The 15,708-nt window shown below is 60.1% G+C and carries 20 protein-coding genes and 1 pseudogene; 12 read left to right on the top strand and 9 right to left on the bottom strand.

Annotated features, from left to right (window positions below; genetic code table 11):
- Positions 1-122 precede the first annotated feature (122 nt).
- Positions 123-857, bottom strand: a complete 735-nt coding sequence (locus ACVHNU_RS13275) for a substrate-binding periplasmic protein (RefSeq protein WP_103521392.1) — start codon at positions 855-857, stop codon at positions 123-125.
- 241 nt (positions 858-1,098) lie between these two features.
- Positions 1,099-2,472 (bottom strand): nucleotide 5'-monophosphate nucleosidase PpnN, encoded by a 1,374-nt coding sequence (gene ppnN, locus ACVHNU_RS13270; RefSeq protein WP_003225941.1) that lies wholly within the window; start codon positions 2,470-2,472, stop codon positions 1,099-1,101.
- Positions 2,473-2,697: 225 nt separating this feature from the next.
- Here ppnN and ACVHNU_RS13265 point away from each other — a divergent pair, with 225 nt between their 5' ends.
- Positions 2,698-3,225 (top strand): DUF3087 domain-containing protein, encoded by a 528-nt coding sequence (locus tag ACVHNU_RS13265; protein WP_473019948.1) that lies wholly within the window; start codon positions 2,698-2,700, stop codon positions 3,223-3,225.
- Here ACVHNU_RS13265 and ACVHNU_RS13260 read toward each other — a convergent pair.
- Positions 3,222-3,608 (bottom strand): DUF2784 domain-containing protein, encoded by a 387-nt coding sequence (locus ACVHNU_RS13260; protein WP_226500206.1) that lies wholly within the window; start codon positions 3,606-3,608, stop codon positions 3,222-3,224. The two genes, ACVHNU_RS13265 and ACVHNU_RS13260, sit on opposite strands and share 4 nt — an antisense overlap.
- 152 nt (positions 3,609-3,760) lie before the next feature.
- Here ACVHNU_RS13260 and ACVHNU_RS13255 point away from each other — a divergent pair, with 152 nt between their 5' ends.
- The 3 genes from ACVHNU_RS13255 to ACVHNU_RS13245 all read left to right on the top strand — a co-directional run bounded on the left by ACVHNU_RS13255 (position 3,761) and on the right by ACVHNU_RS13245 (position 4,980).
- On the top strand, positions 3,761-4,459 hold the full coding sequence (locus tag ACVHNU_RS13255; protein ID WP_473019947.1) for an AzlC family ABC transporter permease: 699 nt from the start codon (positions 3,761-3,763) through the stop codon (positions 4,457-4,459).
- Positions 4,459-4,770 carry an AzlD domain-containing protein gene (locus ACVHNU_RS13250; protein WP_177434727.1) on the top strand — a complete coding sequence of 104 codons (312 nt, stop codon included), beginning with the start codon at positions 4,459-4,461 and terminating at the stop codon, positions 4,768-4,770. The genes ACVHNU_RS13255 and ACVHNU_RS13250 overlap by 1 nt, the downstream gene beginning before the upstream one ends.
- Positions 4,771-4,836: 66 nt before the next feature.
- Positions 4,837-4,980, top strand: a complete 144-nt coding sequence (locus tag ACVHNU_RS13245; RefSeq protein WP_177434724.1) for a hypothetical protein — start codon at positions 4,837-4,839, stop codon at positions 4,978-4,980.
- Between the two features lie 48 nt (positions 4,981-5,028).
- Here the strand turns inward: ACVHNU_RS13245 and ACVHNU_RS13240 are convergent, their stop codons facing one another.
- The 4 genes from ACVHNU_RS13240 to ACVHNU_RS13225 form a co-directional block, all read right to left on the bottom strand.
- Positions 5,029-5,301 (bottom strand): hypothetical protein, encoded by a 273-nt coding sequence (locus ACVHNU_RS13240; RefSeq protein ID WP_103484188.1) that lies wholly within the window; start codon positions 5,299-5,301, stop codon positions 5,029-5,031.
- A 310-nt stretch (positions 5,302-5,611) separates the two neighbouring features.
- Positions 5,612-6,292 carry an SOS response-associated peptidase gene (locus ACVHNU_RS13235; protein ID WP_473019946.1) on the bottom strand — a complete coding sequence of 227 codons (681 nt, stop codon included), beginning with the start codon at positions 6,290-6,292 and terminating at the stop codon, positions 5,612-5,614.
- Between the two features lie 48 nt (positions 6,293-6,340).
- Positions 6,341-7,180 (bottom strand): ABC transporter permease, encoded by an 840-nt coding sequence (locus tag ACVHNU_RS13230; protein ID WP_201137310.1) that lies wholly within the window; start codon positions 7,178-7,180, stop codon positions 6,341-6,343.
- 60 nt (positions 7,181-7,240) lie between these two features.
- Positions 7,241-8,227, bottom strand: a complete 987-nt coding sequence (locus ACVHNU_RS13225) for an aliphatic sulfonate ABC transporter substrate-binding protein (RefSeq protein WP_473019945.1) — start codon at positions 8,225-8,227, stop codon at positions 7,241-7,243.
- 294 nt (positions 8,228-8,521) lie between these two features.
- Here ACVHNU_RS13225 and ACVHNU_RS13220 point away from each other — a divergent pair, with 294 nt between their 5' ends.
- The 3 genes from ACVHNU_RS13220 (at position 8,522) to ACVHNU_RS13210 (ending at position 10,852) form a co-directional block, all read left to right on the top strand.
- A complete protein-coding gene (locus ACVHNU_RS13220) occupies positions 8,522-9,469 on the top strand; it encodes an ABC transporter substrate-binding protein (RefSeq protein ID WP_262142327.1) in 948 nt (315 codons plus the stop codon).
- A 131-nt stretch (positions 9,470-9,600) separates the two neighbouring features.
- On the top strand, positions 9,601-10,500 hold the full coding sequence (locus ACVHNU_RS13215; protein WP_262142326.1) for a polysaccharide deacetylase family protein: 900 nt from the start codon (positions 9,601-9,603) through the stop codon (positions 10,498-10,500).
- A gap of 109 nt (positions 10,501-10,609) precedes the next feature.
- Complete coding sequence (locus ACVHNU_RS13210) at positions 10,610-10,852, top strand: DUF1652 domain-containing protein (protein ID WP_003225919.1); 243 nt, start codon at positions 10,610-10,612, stop codon at positions 10,850-10,852.
- Between the two features lie 4 nt (positions 10,853-10,856).
- Here the strand turns inward: ACVHNU_RS13210 and ACVHNU_RS13205 are convergent, their stop codons facing one another.
- Positions 10,857-11,219 carry an NUDIX hydrolase gene (locus tag ACVHNU_RS13205; protein WP_103484182.1) on the bottom strand — a complete coding sequence of 121 codons (363 nt, stop codon included), beginning with the start codon at positions 11,217-11,219 and terminating at the stop codon, positions 10,857-10,859.
- Between the two features lie 100 nt (positions 11,220-11,319).
- On the opposite strand from ACVHNU_RS13205, the pseudogene ACVHNU_RS13200 reads away from it, so the two are divergent.
- A pseudogene (locus ACVHNU_RS13200) lies at positions 11,320-11,501 on the top strand (DUF2188 domain-containing protein).
- A 61-nt stretch (positions 11,502-11,562) separates the two neighbouring features.
- Here the strand turns inward: ACVHNU_RS13200 and ACVHNU_RS13195 are convergent.
- A complete protein-coding gene (locus tag ACVHNU_RS13195) occupies positions 11,563-11,802 on the bottom strand; it encodes a hypothetical protein (RefSeq protein WP_003225914.1) in 240 nt (79 codons plus the stop codon).
- 185 nt (positions 11,803-11,987) lie between these two features.
- Between ACVHNU_RS13195 and ACVHNU_RS13190 the strand changes: the two genes are divergently transcribed.
- From ACVHNU_RS13190 to ACVHNU_RS13175, 4 genes are all read left to right on the top strand, one after another.
- Entirely contained in the window at positions 11,988-12,323 is a 336-nt protein-coding gene (locus tag ACVHNU_RS13190; RefSeq protein ID WP_103484181.1) for a hypothetical protein, read from the top strand.
- 328 nt (positions 12,324-12,651) lie between these two features.
- Positions 12,652-13,164: a formaldehyde-activating enzyme gene (fae, locus tag ACVHNU_RS13185; protein WP_473019944.1), complete on the top strand. Its 513-nt coding sequence runs from the start codon at positions 12,652-12,654 to the stop codon at positions 13,162-13,164.
- 10 nt (positions 13,165-13,174) lie between these two features.
- Positions 13,175-14,209 carry an aldo/keto reductase gene (locus tag ACVHNU_RS13180; RefSeq protein ID WP_473019943.1) on the top strand — a complete coding sequence of 345 codons (1,035 nt, stop codon included), beginning with the start codon at positions 13,175-13,177 and terminating at the stop codon, positions 14,207-14,209.
- Positions 14,206-15,639: an NAD-dependent succinate-semialdehyde dehydrogenase gene (locus ACVHNU_RS13175; RefSeq protein WP_473019942.1), complete on the top strand. Its 1,434-nt coding sequence runs from the start codon at positions 14,206-14,208 to the stop codon at positions 15,637-15,639. The genes ACVHNU_RS13180 and ACVHNU_RS13175 overlap by 4 nt, the downstream gene beginning before the upstream one ends.
- Positions 15,640-15,708: the final 69 nt, after the last annotated feature.

Genomic DNA, 15,708 nt, shown 5'->3' with positions numbered 1-15,708 from the left:
GCTGCACAGATCCCTGTAGGAGTGAGTCTGCTCGCGATAGCGTTGGGTCAGTCACCTCATTGCTGAAGGGGCTGACGCTATCGCGAGCAGGCTCACTCCTACAGTTGAACGGGGCCGCTCAGTCATCTCGGCAGTGCATTCATCAACCAGCGCTGGCGAATCTGTTCCATTCGCCCATCGGCGCGCAAGGTTTCCAGTGCCTGCTGCCAGCGTTGCACCTGACCCGGATCGGTCTGCCGCGAAAAGGCAATGTAGGTGTCCTGTTTCATCAGCGGAATCTGATACTGCAAGCGTCCCGGTTCCATGCCTTGGGTGCGGGCCAGCGCGGCGGTGGAGAGTGTGTCGGAGACCACGAAATCGGTTCGGCCAAGGCTGAACAGCCGCATCATCTGTTCCGGGGTTTCGACGCCGTCGAGATTCTTCAGGTTCTGCTGTTGCAGGTAGCTGTAGATCAGCCATTTGCGCGGCACGCTGATACGACCGGCCTGATCCGCCTGCTGCAGGGTTTTTACCGGCGGCTGGTTGTTGGCATGGGCATACAGCGCGGTTTCGACTTCAATCAGCGGCCCGACCCATTGATAGCGGTCATCGCGCTCGTCGGTACGCAGGACGGTGAAGACGCCGGTGTTGGGTGTTTCGCTGGCGGTGCGCAGGGCGCGCAGCAACGGCACTTGTTGCAGGTCGATCCGGTCGCCGGTCTGTTCGGCCAGCGCGCGCACCACATCCACGCCGTAACCCACCAGTTGATCGCCTTGCTGGAAATGCAGGGGCGGGTGGTTGTCGGTGAGCAGTTGCAGATCGGCCGCATCGGCCGCCAGGGCCAGGAGTGACAGCAGACACGCGGCAATCCGTTTCATGAATCGTCCCTGAAAAATTGATCGCGAAGCTTAGTACGGGCCGGTGGTGGTTGTCGTGAGGAATGTACGGGGCTTTTGTGTCAGAAACAAAGGCTGATTGGCAGCATCGGATTGACCTCAAAACAATTGTGGGAGCGGGCTTGCTCGCGAAAGCGGTGTGTCAGGCAACATGCTTGTTGACTGACACGGCCTCTTCGCGAGCAAGCCCGCTCCCACATTGGCCGATGCGGCGGCTGAAAAGTTACGCCACCACGCGATAGCACGGCACATACGCCGCGCCACCCGGCAGTTTCATCCGGTGCTGGGCGACGAAGGCTTTGAGCAGCGCGTCGAGCGGTTGCATGATCGCCGCGTCACCACGGATCTGGTATGGCCCGTGTTCTTCGATCAGGCGGATGCCCTTGTCCTTGACGTTGCCGGCAACGATCCCGGAAAACGCCCGGCGCAGGTTGGCCGCCAGTTCGTGGGGCGGCTGGTCGCGGTGCAGCTTGAGATTGGCCATGTTCTCGTGGGTCGGATCGAACGGGCGCTGGAAGCTCTCGTCAATCTTCAGCAGCCAGTTGAAGTGGAACGCGTCGTTACGCTCGCGGCGGAACTGCTTCACCGCTTTGAGACCGGCGGTCATTTGCCGGGCGACCTCGGCCGGGTCGTCGATGATGATCTGATAGTGCTGCTTCGCCGCATCGCCGAGGGTGGCGGTGACGAACGCGTCGAGTTGTTCCAGATACGGCGCGGCATGTTTCGGCCCGGTCAGGATCACCGGGAACGGGAGGCCGGCGTTGTCCGGGTGCATCAGGATGCCCAGCAGGTACAGGAACTCTTCGGCGGTGCCGGCGCCGCCCGGAAAGATGATGATGCCGTGGCCGACACGCACGAATGCTTCCAGACGTTTTTCGATGTCCGGCAGGATCACCAGCTCATTGACGATCGGGTTCGGCGCTTCGGCGGCAATGATCCCAGGTTCGGTCAGGCCGAGGTAGCGACCGCCGTGGATGCGCTGTTTGGCGTGAGCGATGGTCGCGCCCTTCATCGGGCCTTTCATCACGCCGGGGCCGCAACCGGTGCAGATGTCGAGGCTGCGCAGGCCCAGTTCGTGGCCGACTTTCTTGGTGTATTTGTATTCTTCGGTGTTGATCGAGTGACCGCCCCAGCACACGACGATTTTCGGCTCGACGCCCGGACGCAGGGTGCGCGCGTTGCGCAGCAGGTGGAACACGTAGTCGCTGATGCCTTGCGAAGAGCTGAGGTCGATGCGTTGGCTGTCGAGTTCGTTTTCGGTGTAGACGATGTCACGCAGGGCGCTGAACAGCATTTCCCGGGTGCTGGCGATCATTTCACCGTCGACGAAGGCGTCTGCCGGGGCGTTCAGCAGTTCGAGGCGCACGCCGCGATCCTGCTGGTGAATGCGAATTTCGAAGTCCTTGTAGGCTTCGAGGATAGTCTTGGCGTTGTCGACATGCGCGCCGGTATTGAGGATGGCCAGGGCGCACTGGCGGAAGAGGGTGTAGGTGCTGCCGGATCCGGCTTCGCTCAGTTGCTGAACTTCACGTTGAGAAAGGGTTTCCAGGCTGCCTTTCGGGCTGACCGAGGCGTTGATTACGTGTCGTTGGGTCATGCAATGATCCTTAAAACGATGTCATTCCAGTGGCAGGCGAATGGCATCCGAATAGTGTGTATCCATGAATGAAGATGGCACGATCTGCGCTGTACCGCCATGTCCCCCGTTGGACGCTGAAAAGATGAAAAGGGCCCCCAGCATAGCTAAATCCCCGATAGAGGCGATAATGCGCCGGCGAGTTTTTTCCGTTGCCCTTTTTATCGCTCAAGGAAGTCATGCCCGATGTTCGAGATCCAGCCGATGGACCCAGCAACGTTTCGCCAGCAGACCCGCCGCAGCACGCTGATCATTGCCGTGCTGTTTCTGGTGTTGGCGATGGTGCTTTCGACGGCGGCGGTGGCGCTGTTCGGCGAACCCGGCGGCGACAATCTGCGCTTCAATGTCGGCGGGGTGTTCGTCGCGTTCCTGCTGACAGCGGCGCTGATGCGCGGGCAGTTCTGGCATCAGACCTGGATGGCCCCGGCGGTCTATAGCTGGCGGCTCAAGCGCAGCCTGATGAGCGTGACCAACGTGATGCATCAGGTGACGGCGGCGGTGGAGCAGAACGATCCGACCGCGATGAAGGTGCTGCGCTTCTATCATCTGGGGCTGACCCAGATGCACGAACTGGACGGTAACTCCAGCGATCATGCGCAACTACATCGGGAAGTCGAGGCGCACAAGGAGCGGATGCAGGCGCTGGGTCTGGAGATCGACCAGAAGCGTCTGGATCCGGCCTGGCTGCAAGCCTTGAAACCCGCCGCGCGTTAAAACGGGATACGGCTGGCGCGGCGCAGTTGCCAGCGCCGCAGCAGGCGCCCGTAGACCAGCAGGTTGATCACCAGCACCACGCTGCCCAGCGCCAACTGGATCTGCGGCGTCAGGCCGGCGGGGTAGATGATCGGCCAGACGTAGTGCTCGATGAAGCCGCCGGCGTATTCGGTCTGCCCGGCGGCGTGGCGCATCAGGTTTTCCCAGTAGGTCAGCGGACAGGTCAGGTGTAACACCTCGACCGCCACGCCCCACGCGGCCGCCGGCAGGTGCAGCCACATCAGGCGCGGCCACTTGAGTACCAGCAGCCCGCCGAACAGCACGAACAGAATGAAGCACAGATGAAACAGCACCAGCCCGTCGGCTGCGATTCGGTACAGCATGTCGTCTCCCTGACGCGGTTGTGAAGGCTCCCATGCTACGCCGACAGTCGCACCGGGGCGCGGCGATTTAGCGCAAGTGCGCAAGATTGTTCAAGCCGCGACAGGGCATTTGCTGGCAGAGTCTGCGACCGTTTCCTCGGTTGAAGAGCGTTATGTCTGACTCACTTATGCCGCGCAGTGCGTTTCTTCGCGGCGCTGCGGCGATCATGCCGTTATCCCTGGCGACGGCGCCTTGGGGGCTGCTGGCCGGCTCCATGGCGATCGAAGCCAATCTCACGCCGTTACAGGGGCAGGGCCTGTCGAGCATCGTGTTCGCAGGGGCCGCGCAACTGGTGGCGATCGGCATGCTCAAGGGCGGTGCCGGGATTTTCTCGATTCTGTTGACCACGCTGCTGCTGACCTCGCAGCACTTGCTGTACGGGATGAGCATGCGCTCGGTGATTTCGCCGCTGCCCGGGCGCTGGCGCATCGGCCTGGGCTTTTTGCTCACCGATGAGCTGTTCGCCCTGACCAGCCAGCATGACCGTCAGCAGTTCGATCGCTGGTACGCATTGGGCGTCGGCCTGACGTTCTATATCGCCTGGAACCTCTTCACCCTGGCCGGCATCGTCCTGGGCAGCAGCATTCCGGGGCTTGAGCACCTGGGGCTGGACTTCTCGATTGCCGCCACCTTCATCGCGTTGATCACCCCGGTGGTGCGTAACGTGCCGACCGTGGTGTGCGTGGCGGTGTCTTTGTTCTGCTCGGTGTTGTTCAGCTATTGGCAGTGGGGCTCGGCGCTGGTGTTGTCAGGGCTGGCCGGGATGACCGCAGGATTTGTCTGCAACAAGCTGTATCGGGGGCGCACATGATGGTCTGGGCAGTGATTTTCGGCATGGGGATTCTGGTGTTCCTCAACCGATACGTGTTTCTCGAACCGCGCCTGCCGGTACGTTTGAGCAGTAATGCTCGGCAGTTTCTCGGGTTTGCCGTACCGGGCATGCTCACCGCGATTTGCGGGCCGATCGTGTTCATGCCGGATAAACAACTGAATTTGCAATGGGATAACCCGTATTTGCTGAGTTCGTTAGTGGCAGTAGGTTTGGTTATCTATACCCGTAATACCTTGCTGAGCATGCTATTGAGCATGGCGTTCTTCTTTTTGCTGCGCTGGTGGCTGTAAGTTGGACGGGTAAAATTGTTCTACGCTTTAAGGATGTACAGTCTTTTTATACAAGCGGGGGTGCGCATGACGACCGAGCAAGAACGTCCAGATGAAGACGAAGATGTCGATGAGCCGAGCGAAGAAGAGATCGAGCGTGAAAAACGCAAAGAACAAACGTGGAAACACGATGATGGCAAAGAGCTGTCATGGCCTGATCTGAAGCCTTGATCGATCAGATACGAAAAAGCCCCGCCAGTGCGGGGTTTTTTCTTGGGTTCAAAGATCTTCCAACTGCGTGAAATCGGGGTGTGCAGCCCGATATCCCAGGGTTTTGTCGATCCAGGCATTGAGCTCGTTGACCATCACCGGCGGATGGCCGGGATAATTCTTGAGGGTGGTGCGCAAGATACGTTCAATGTCGGGAACTGAGCGCAGGTTTCGGGTCTTGATGTAGTGGCCGATAAAACAGTCGAGTTGAAAGCGTTCTGTCATGGACAGATAGATACACTCCAGGCCGTTGGCCTGTTTGATTGCAAAATCGTCGCGCAACTTAGTTCTCTGCAAGGCTTGTAAAAGTTGTAGGGGATTCCTGGTTTTTTGTTGACTCTTTGGTCAACTGGTATGCCAAACGGAAATGCGGCGCGCATGCTATCCGTAGTGCTACAAAATGTATCTAAGCTGATTGAAGAGTCAGACAAGCGGTTGGTTTTAATCAAACGACTGCTTCAATTGATGTATCGATATTGAAACATTAAGTGTAAAGAAACAGTTTCACTTGCATGGTGACGCAGGTCATGTGTAGGCACTGCCGAAGGTCGACCGTTGCCACATTGAATACACGTGCCATGGCGACCATTATTTAGGGCAGCGCTTCAATCAGTTCGGCACCCTGATTGCGTGGGTTGCCCACCGCTTTGCTGACTTTGTGCCACTGAAACGTTTCGCTGTTTTCACCTTCGAACAGCAACATCTGTTCGGCGCGCTCGACGGGCGTGGCCGGGTCCAGCCATTCTCGGGCGAGCTCGGCGCAGAGTACGATCGGACGCCGATCGTGAATATCGAGCAGGCCACCGGCACTGTCGGCGGTGATGATCACAAAACCATCGTCCTCCCGTGCTGGTGCATCGGGTGTCGGCAGTTGACCGATGGCAGCGCAGAAAATCGGCCGATTATCCGCTCGTCGAATCAGCCACGGCTGGCGGAGTTTTTCCTCGGTATCGACCCATTCGAACCAGTTGTCGACCGGCACGATCAACCGATGACGCCAGATCGCCCGGAAGAACGGGCCATGTGCGACCTTTTCCACACGGGCGTTGATCGGTGCCGCGCGGTCCTTGGCCCAATGCGGGCGCCAGCCCCAGCGCAGGTTGTCGGCATACAGCTGTTGATCATGTTGATGAAGGACCGCGAGTGACGTGGTGGGTGCTGCGTTATATCGCTCCAACGCGGCATCGCCGACATGATTGATCAGCGCATCGGGAATGCTCAGCACCGCGACAAAGTCGTGAATGCCGCGGTACTGCGAGAGTCTTCCGCACATGCGCCGAATCTCCGGTTGGACGCTTTCAGCTTAGTTGCCTGCGGCCAATCAATCCTGCGCCTCCTGACCGGTGAACGTATCGCGCCAGGCCAGCCAGCGGCGTTCAAGCATGGCGAGCAGGCCGTCGCTGAGTTTGCCGAGCAGGGCGAGCACGATGATCGCCGCCAGCACGATGTCCGGTCGCGAGGTTTCGCGGCCGTCGCTGAGCAGATAACCCAGGCCCTTGGTCGCGGCGATCAGCTCGGCGGCCACCAGAAACATCCACGCCAGACTCATGCCGCTGCGTAGCCCGGTGAACAGGCCGGGCAGGGCGGCGGGCAGCAGAATCCGCCGCACCAGTTGCCAGCGGCTGAAACCATAGATGTGCCCGACCTCGACCAGTTTGCGATCGATGTTGCGAATCGCCGCGACCACGTTGACGTACACCGGAAAAAACGCGCCGATGGCGATCAGCACGATTTTCGAGGTTTCGTCGATGCCCAGCCACAGCAGCAACAGCGGCACCCAGGCCAGGCTCGGAATCGAACGCAGGGCGGCGAACGTCGGTTCCAGATACGCCTCGGCCTCACGGCTCAGGCCGACCCAGGCGGCAAACACCAGCGCGAGGCTGGCGCCAATCGCAAATCCCAGCAACACGCGGATCAGGCTCGCGCCGATGTGTTTCCACAGTGCACCTTCGGCGAGGTCGGTGAGGGTCAGGGCAATCTCGCTCGGGGCGGGCATCTGATAGGACGGTAGCCAGCCGATGCGCACGATGAATTCCAGGGCGATCACGATCAGCAGCGGCAGGGCCAGGCCCTTCAGGCGCCGGCGCCATGTCGGGTGGAGAGGAGGGCGGGGCCTCGACAAGCTGCGAGGTGCCGGCAGTTCGTTACTGCGAGTGGTCATACGTTGGCTCCACTCACAGTCCATCCGCAACTGGCGCGGATGGGCCGTGAGTCTGGTCGATTACTGGCGGGCGACGGCTTGTTGCACGCCGCTGTCGAGCAACTGATCGATGACTTGATCGACATTCACCCCACGCCGCACCAGTTCCTCAGAGACCAGTATCGGTGCCGCCGCCTTCGAGGCCAGCACGTCGTTGGCGGTCAGTTGCGGGCTGCTCAGGTCAGTGCGCGACAGTTGCAGTTTGGCCACGTCCAGCGGCAAACCGGACTCTTTGGCGAGCAGCGCGGCGAACGCTTCGGGATTTTTCAGCGCCCATTCGCGCGCCTGCTCGTAGGCTTTGATCACCGTGTCGATGGTTTGCGGATGCTCTTTGGCGTACTGCTCGGTGACGCTGACCACGCCGTAGCTGTTGAACGCCGGATTGCGATACAGCAGACGCGAACCGGCCTGCACTTGACTGGCGGCCATGTGCGGGTCGAGCCCGGCCCAGGCGTCGACATCGCCTTTTTCCAGCGCGGTGCGGCCGTCCGGATGTTGCAGGTGCACCAGTTCGACGTCGTCTTTCTTCAGCCCGGCCTGTTGCAGGCTGCGCAAAGTGAACAGGTACGGATCGGTGCCTTTGGTGGCGGCGATTTTCTTGCCCTTGAGATCGGCGACGCTCTGGTACGGCGAATCCTTGCGCACCACCAGCGCAGTCCATTCGGCGCGGCTGTAGACGTAGACCGATTTGATCGGGCTACCGTTGGCCCGGCTCAGCACAGCGGCAAGGCTGGCGCTGGAGGCGAAATCGACGCCACCACTGTTCAGATATTCCAGCGAACGGTTACTGCCCTGGCTAAGCACCCAACTGACTTTGGTCTGTGGCAGGGCCTTTTCGAGAAAGCCGAAATGCTTGAGCACCAGACTCACGGGGGAGTAGTAGGCGTAATCCAGATGCACCTCGGCGGGAGGGGCTTCGGTGGCGTGGGCCAGAGGTTGCAGGCTCAATGCCATGGCGCTGGCGACCAGCAGCGTTTTGAGTCGGGCAAACGGTAAGAACGATGTCATGGGGGGCGCTCCGGCGAAGGCACTGTTTTTTATGTCCAAAAATATATTTTTATCGGCTGCGTCCTGCATGAATGGAATATTGCAGGCTCTGTGCCATGTGCGTTTTGGCTAATGTTTACGGGGTTTTCACCCGTTTTGGCGCCTTTCAACTGTTGCTTGGGCAACACTGTGGTATCGCACTGTTGCGCAGCGGACAGTGAGCATTCGCAGCACTGAGCTTATGCATTAATCGAATTTAAAATTGGTTTATCAAGAGCGTTATGGTCTATGAAAAATCCCGTCGCAGGACCTCCCATGAAGCTCTCCCGTTTGCTCCGCAGCACACTGATGATTGCCCTGTTCGCCGCACCGCTTGCCTACGCCGCCGAGCCGGTGGTACTGCATGTCGGTGATCAGAACTACTACAACATCCGCGCCTCGGTGGAAGCCTCGGGCGTGTTGAAGGACGCGCCTTATACCGTTGACTGGAAGCACTTCCAGGCCGCTGCGCCATTGGCCGAGGCGTTGCAGACCGGGTCGCTGGATCTGGGTTTTCTGGGCGATTCGGGTTTCCTGTTTCTCGCCGCCAAACAGGCGCCGGTAAAACTGATCGGAGTGTCGCGACAAAACCCGGACACCATCGCCTTGCTGGTGCCGAAAGATTCGCCGGTGAAAACCATTGCTGATCTGAAGGGCAAGAAAGTCGCCTACTGGCCCGGCGCCTGGAGTCAGCAGTTGACCTTGCGTGCCTTGGAGCAGGGCGGTCTGCCGGAAAATTACGTCGATTTCGTCAAGCTGATGCCGATCGATGCGGCGGCTGCGTTGCCGCAGGGCAGCATTGATGCCTTCCCGGTGTGGGAACCGTACATCTCCCAGCAAATCGTGTTCTCCGGTGCGCGGCCGATTCTCACCGCGAAAAACCTGATGCCAGGCCTCAGCGCGATTGCCGCGTCGGCGCCGTCGATCGACAGCAAACGCGCAGCGATCGCCGATTTTCTCGGACGTTTGAAGCGCGCTCGAGCCTGGGTCGACAGCCATACCGACGAATACGCAGACTTGTGGGCGAAGAAGGCCAACCTCGATCAGGAAGTCTCGCGACACTGGTTGCGCCAGGCGCACATGACCGTCGGGCCGGTGGATCAACAGGCGGCGGCAGACCTGCAGGGCACCGCGGACTTCCTGTTCAAGGTCAAGGCACTGCCGGCGCCGCTGGCTACCGCCGGGGTCATCGATACCTCGTTTCAGCGGGCATTGGCCGACTGAGCGAGCGCCGTAACCAAAGCCTGTGTACCCTATCCACACTTGGCTCGCGAGGCCGGGTGCAGGGATGGATCAGGGCGAGGGAGTTTTGCCAGTCGACAACAGGGCCGCAAGGGTCAGGCGCAAGGCAAAACATGAAACACGCGTTCAAACTTATCTGTGCAGCGGCCATCGCCTTTGGGTTGGCCGGCTGCATTGCCGCGCCCATCGAGATGACCACGCAAACCGAAACCCGGCTCAAGGCCCAGGCACCGGTGCGCTTTCTGCTGACCTTCGACGATGGCCCTAGCGCTTCGAGTTTCTGGAACCCTTCGGCGACAGTGCTCGACAGCCTGAAGGTCAACCCGGTGCAACCGGACATCAAAGCGGTGTTCTTCGTCCAGACCCGTGCGCCGCGTGCGGGCAACAGTGAAATCGGTCGCGGGATCATGCGGCGCGAGCACGCCGAAGGGCACATCCTCGGATTCCACACCGCCACCCATTGGCACACCAATCATCGCTCGCTCGATCCGCAAGAGCTGGAGCAGTCGTTGAGCAACGGCACGGCGGATATCGCCGCGATTACTGGAGCTGCGCCGATCCTGCTGCGCCCGCCATTCTGGAATTACGACAAGCGCACCTTCGCCGCTTATCAACAGCACGGCCTGCATGTATTGCTGACCGATTTGAGCGCCAACGACGGCAAGATCTGGGGCTTCAATGCCAGCCCCCGACGTCGGGCGAACATGCTGCGCCAGCTATCGGAAGTCCGCGAGCGAATTGCCCTCGGCGAATTCCCTACCGTGGACGGGGTGATTCCGGTGGTGGTGACCTTTCATGACCTCAACCGTTACACCGCGCGGCACACCCGCGAATACCTGCAGATCCTGCTCGACAGTGCCGCCGCCACTGGTGTGAGGCTGGCGGACAAACCGTTCTACGATGATCGCGCGGCGCTGCAGAAAGCGGCGTTGGCGCGCACGGTTCAGCAAAGTTCGGATGCGGTGCAATTGCCGGGGATGTGGAACTGGATCTGGGATCGCGACGCCCACTGAGCCTGCGCTGAAAATGTGATCGGGTTGGCAGTTGCCGGGGCGGCAGGTTGCCGACGGCTCATCTATGCTCATCGGGTCGACCGACTCATCGCCTGCGAGGCGTGCGCTCATGCTAGCCATTGCCGACATCTGCCGGATTGTCGAATCCGGCTTTCCGTCGCTTGAATGCGAATGCACACAAGTGGAGCAGGGACTGCTGCGGATCAAGGTCTACGAGCCTGACTCCGGTCGAGTCGAGTTGTTGCTCAATGGCGTGTCGCCGGAACATCTGGTGACGATCCGCGATATTTCCAACTTCATTGGTGAATTGCGCACGGAAATGAGCGCCGGGCGCCGGGCATTCGCCGGTTGAAACCTTACAATCGGCGCTGAAACGCCTGCACGATGCGCAACGTCGCGTCGCTGGTGGGCAGATTCTGCACCGCGTCCAGCGGATGCCAGATGCACTCGGTGATCTCGTTTTGCGGGCGCAACTGCTCAAGGTCGGGCACTGAGGCCTCGTAGACATGATGCTGGGTGCTGCCACTGCGCAGTTCCATCAGATACAACATTTGTTCGGCCTTCAGCGCCGTTTCTTCCTGCAACTCGCGCATCGCCGCTGCGGCCTTGGTTTCCCCAGGCTCGACCTTGCCGCCGGGCAATGTCCAGCGGCAGTGGGGTTTGCGCACCAGGAGAACGTGTCGTTCCTGCTCGCAAATGACGGTTGCGCGTACTTTCATCTGTTACCTGTTCACTGCTTGTTACATTAATGAAACAAAAGTGCAATATTCGAGCCGGGCCCCGGTTTATAGGTTCCCTCGGATTTTTTGAGCGTTTGGCGTGGCTGAAAGTGCCAGCGATTTGGCACATCGCTGGCTGCGAAGTAACGGCCCGTGGCGGTTTGCAGCCAGGGCGTGCGGCTTGCATCGATTGGCAGCAGAGAAGAAGCAATGGCCTATGCCGCTGCGTTGCCGGGTTACAGACAACGCTTGGCGCGGGCGCGAAGTCACACCGCGAGTTGATGCAAATGTAACGAAAGAGCCCCGGTAGTTGCCGGGGCTCTTGTTGAGGGCAAGGTCGGTATCAGTGAACTTTGGTTCGGCTGATGGAGCGGGTTTTCACTTCCTTGGCATATGACTGCAATCGTTCTTCATCACTCTGCAGCACCTCGCAAGACCTCAGGACCGCCTGCGCATCCGCTTCATTGCCATTCTTGCGCAGCTGTTCGGCAATGCGTTTGAGGTCGACCGCCGACCATCTCAGATCCGATGCAACGGCTTGCAGGTCGCGCTGAAGTTCGTGTTCGTATTCATTGAGCCGCATGATCACCTCCGGAACATTCTCGGTAGAACAGAGTAGCCGCATTTGCGGGCGATGTTTTACAGCTCGTCTGTCACCCGGCGGAACGTATGTAAATATTTGTCCAATTTCCCGTATGGGCGTGGTCCGCTGTGGATGTACACCCGGTTACACGTTACATTCGCTTTTTTTCAGATCAGGGAAACACCATGCGGATATGGATCGGGATTTTGGCGTTGGCATTACTGGCAGGGTGCTCATTGCCAGCATCGCTGGTTCCGGGCGAGCCAAATCTCAGCAAGACCACCACCAAAGCGCCTAAAGACTATGCCGCGTGCTTGTTGCCGTTGTGGCAGCAGGACATTCCGAAGACCACGCAGACCTCCATTTCCAACGGCTACCGGATCAAGGCGCCGAGCCTCGTCACCGCTGACGAGATTCTCGACATCATCAAATACAAGGACGGCAGCCGGGTCTCGTTGTATCAGGGACCGCCATGGGCCAAGTCCGGGTCATTGCGCAAATCGGTGCGTGACTGCCTCTGACGCAGCGCTTCAGTTTTAGCAGCCAGCCGTAAAAAAAGCAGAAACCGTATCGTCGGTTTCTGCTTTTTTTGCTTTTCACGCAGGCCGCGATGCTGCGCCCCCAGGCTATGACCAAAACTCATGGCCCCATGATTTTTAATGGTTACAGCCCGCATCAGCCCCGGTGTTAAAAAATCGCAAACACAGCTCATCAATAACAACCAGAGAGCGTTTGCAGCCATGTCCCATTTTCCCCGCCGCACCTCCCCACGCCCGTTATTGAGCGCACCGGCCATTCGGCCCGTGTGAGCTATCGAACATCCCTCGTATCGCACAAGAGTAATGACTGATGAAAGAACTCGACCTGTACATCGGTGAAGGTTTCGAAGGCCCGGGCGTGAACGCCGCTCACATCAACATTCTGATCGGCCCGCGCACCGGCCCGGCCGGGCAGGCGTTCGCCAACAGCCTGGCATCGCCAAGTCAGGGCCACTGCCCGTTCATGGTGATCGCCCAGCCGAACATCCCGGTCAAGCCGATGACCCTGTATGTGAACAAGGCCGCAATCAGCAGTGACCTGCACGGCAACGCCACCTGGGGCGCCTCGCAGGCCGGGATCGCCAAAGCCGTGCTCGAAGCACTGCTCGACGGCACCTTGCCGCCGGAAGCCGAAGACGAGTGGGCCATCGTTACCGCCAACTGGGTCAATCCGGCCTGCGACGACCTCGATGCGGTGTACCTGAACAACTACAACGCCTGCCGCACCGCGATCCGCGCCGCCCTGACCGGCAAGCCGGAAACCGCGCAACTGGCCGATGTGGTCAACCACATCAGCAACCCTTTCTACACGCCAAAAGCCTGAGGTCCGCGCCATGCAATACATCCGTTTGGGCAACTCCGGCCTGCAAGTTTCCCGCCTGTGCCTGGGCACCATGAACATGGGCACCCCGGACTGGAAACCGTGGATCTTCAACGAAAAACAGAGCGAGCCGATCGTCGCTCACGCGCTGGACAACGGCGTGAATTTCATCGACCTGGCGGACTTCTATTCTGCCGGCGTCGGCGAGGAAGTGGTGGGGCGCATCGTCAAGCGTCTGGCCCGTCGCGAAGACCTGGTGATCACCACCAAGGTCGGCTATGGCACCCGCAGCGGGATCAATGCCAGCGGCCATTCGCGCAAACACATCATGGACAGCATCGATGCATCGCTGAAGCGTCTGGACATGGATTACGTCGACGTGTTCATGCTGCATTACTTCGACGTGAACACCCCGGTCGAGGAAACCATGTCGGCATTGAACGATATCGTGCGCACCGGCAAGGCCCGCTACATCGGCGTGTCGACCATGCTCACCGGGCAACTGGCGAAGATCCTCATGGCCTGCGAGCGCAATGGCTGGGTCAAGCCGATCAACATGCAGCTGCAACTGAACTGTGCCTATCGCGAAGAAGAGCGCGAGATGATTCCGTTCTGCCGCGATCAGGGCATCGGCGTCTCGGTGTTCAGTCCGCTGGCGCGCGGCCTGCTGACCGGCGACGTGCAGTCGACCCGCAACCAGACCGACTTCTTCACCCAGCAGATGTACAGCGACGAAGCCTCTTTCGAAATCGCGCATTCGGTACAACGCGTGGCCCGCGCCCGTGGCGTGTCGAACGCGCAGATCGCCCAAGCGTGGGTGGCCAACCATCCGGGGGTGGATTGCATGCTGGTCGGCGCGGACACCACCGCGCAGTTCGACAGTGCCCTGGCAGCGCTGGAAACCAGACTCGACGCTGATGAATTGCATGAGCTGGAGCGCAATTACACCCCGTGCGACGTGATCAACGATTACACCGCCGGCAAACGCATCCTGCGCACCGCGCGTCCGGGGCTGGAGCGCTTCACTTTGCAGGGAGCGGTGGCATGAGCGATCTGATCCGTCACGGCCACTTCATCGACGGCCAGTGGGGGCAGGGCGGCGCGACCTATGCGGTGCGCAACCCGGCCAATGGCGAACTGATTGCCGAGGTGCAAAAGGATGGCGCCGAAGCAACCCACCTGGCCATCGATGCGGCCAATCGTGCGCTGCCGGCGTGGCGCAAGCTCACCGCCAAGGAACGCAGCCAGCGCCTGAAACGCTGGAGCGATCTGATGCTCGCCAACCAGAAGGAACTTGCGACGCTGCTCAGTCGCGAGCAGGGCAAACCGCTGGCCGAGGCCATGGGTGAAGTGGTCTATGCCGCGAGTTTCCTCGAGTGGTTCGGCGAGGAAGCCAAGCGTGCCTATGGCGACGTGATCCCCAGCCACAAGGCCGATGCGCGGATCATCGTGGTCAAGGAAGCCATCGGCGTGGTCGCGGCGATCACCCCGTGGAACTTCCCGTTAGCGATGGTCACCCGCAAGGTCGGCCCGGCGTTGGCGGCCGGTTGCACGATGATTCTCAAACCGTCCGAGGAGACGCCATTGTCGGCGTTCGCCCTGGCGGTGTTGGCGGAACAGGCGGGTATTCCGGCAGGCGTATTCAATATCGTTTCCGGCGATGCGGTGGCGATTGGCGGTGCGCTGCAAGCGTCAAGCATCGTGCGAAAACTGTCGTTCACCGGCTCGACCCGCACCGGCAAACTGCTGATGCGCCAGGCTGCCGACACCCTGAAAAAAGTCTCGCTGGAACTGGGTGGCAACGCGCCGTTCATCGTCTTCGACGATGCCGATCTGGACGCGGCAGTCAAAGGCGCGATGGCCTCGAAATTCCGCAACACCGGGCAGACCTGCGTGTGCGTGAATCGCTTCTTCATTCAGGACAGCGTCTACGAAGCCTTCACCGGCAAGCTTGCCGAAGCGGTTGCGGCGATGCGCGTCGGCAGTGCGCTGGACGGTGAAACCGAGCAAGGCCCGCTGATCAACACCGCCGCATTGGCCAAGGTCGAAAGCCATGTCAGCGATGCCCTTGAGAAGGGCGCCACGCTGTTGTGCGGCGGTCGTCGTCACGCACTTGGCGGCACCTTTTATGAGCCGACCATCCTCACCGAAGTCAACGGCGACATGCTGATCGCCCAGGACGAAACCTTCGGCCCGGTGGCTGCGTGTTTCCGCTTCAAGGATGAAGCCGAAGTGCTGGCGCGGGCCAACGACACGCCGTTCGGTTTGTCGGCGTACTTCTACAGCCGCGATATCGGTCGGGTCTGGCGCATGGCCGAAGGGCTGGAAGCCGGCATGGTCGGGATCAATGAAGGGATCATTTCCACGGAAGTGGCGCCGTTCGGTGGCATCAAGGAATCGGGCCTTGGGCGCGAGGGTTCGAAGTACGGTCTGGATGACTATCTGGAGATCAAATACCTGTTGATGGGTGGCCTCTGACCCCCACCGGATCTCCATGTGGGAGCGGGCTTGCTCGCGAAAGCGTTGTATCAGTTGGAGCAAATGGTG

The organism is Pseudomonas sp. Ors-4-3C, assembly GCF_055755035.1.
The sequence above is the reverse complement of the archived record's forward strand: the minus strand, read 5'-3'. Positions and strand labels throughout refer to the sequence as shown.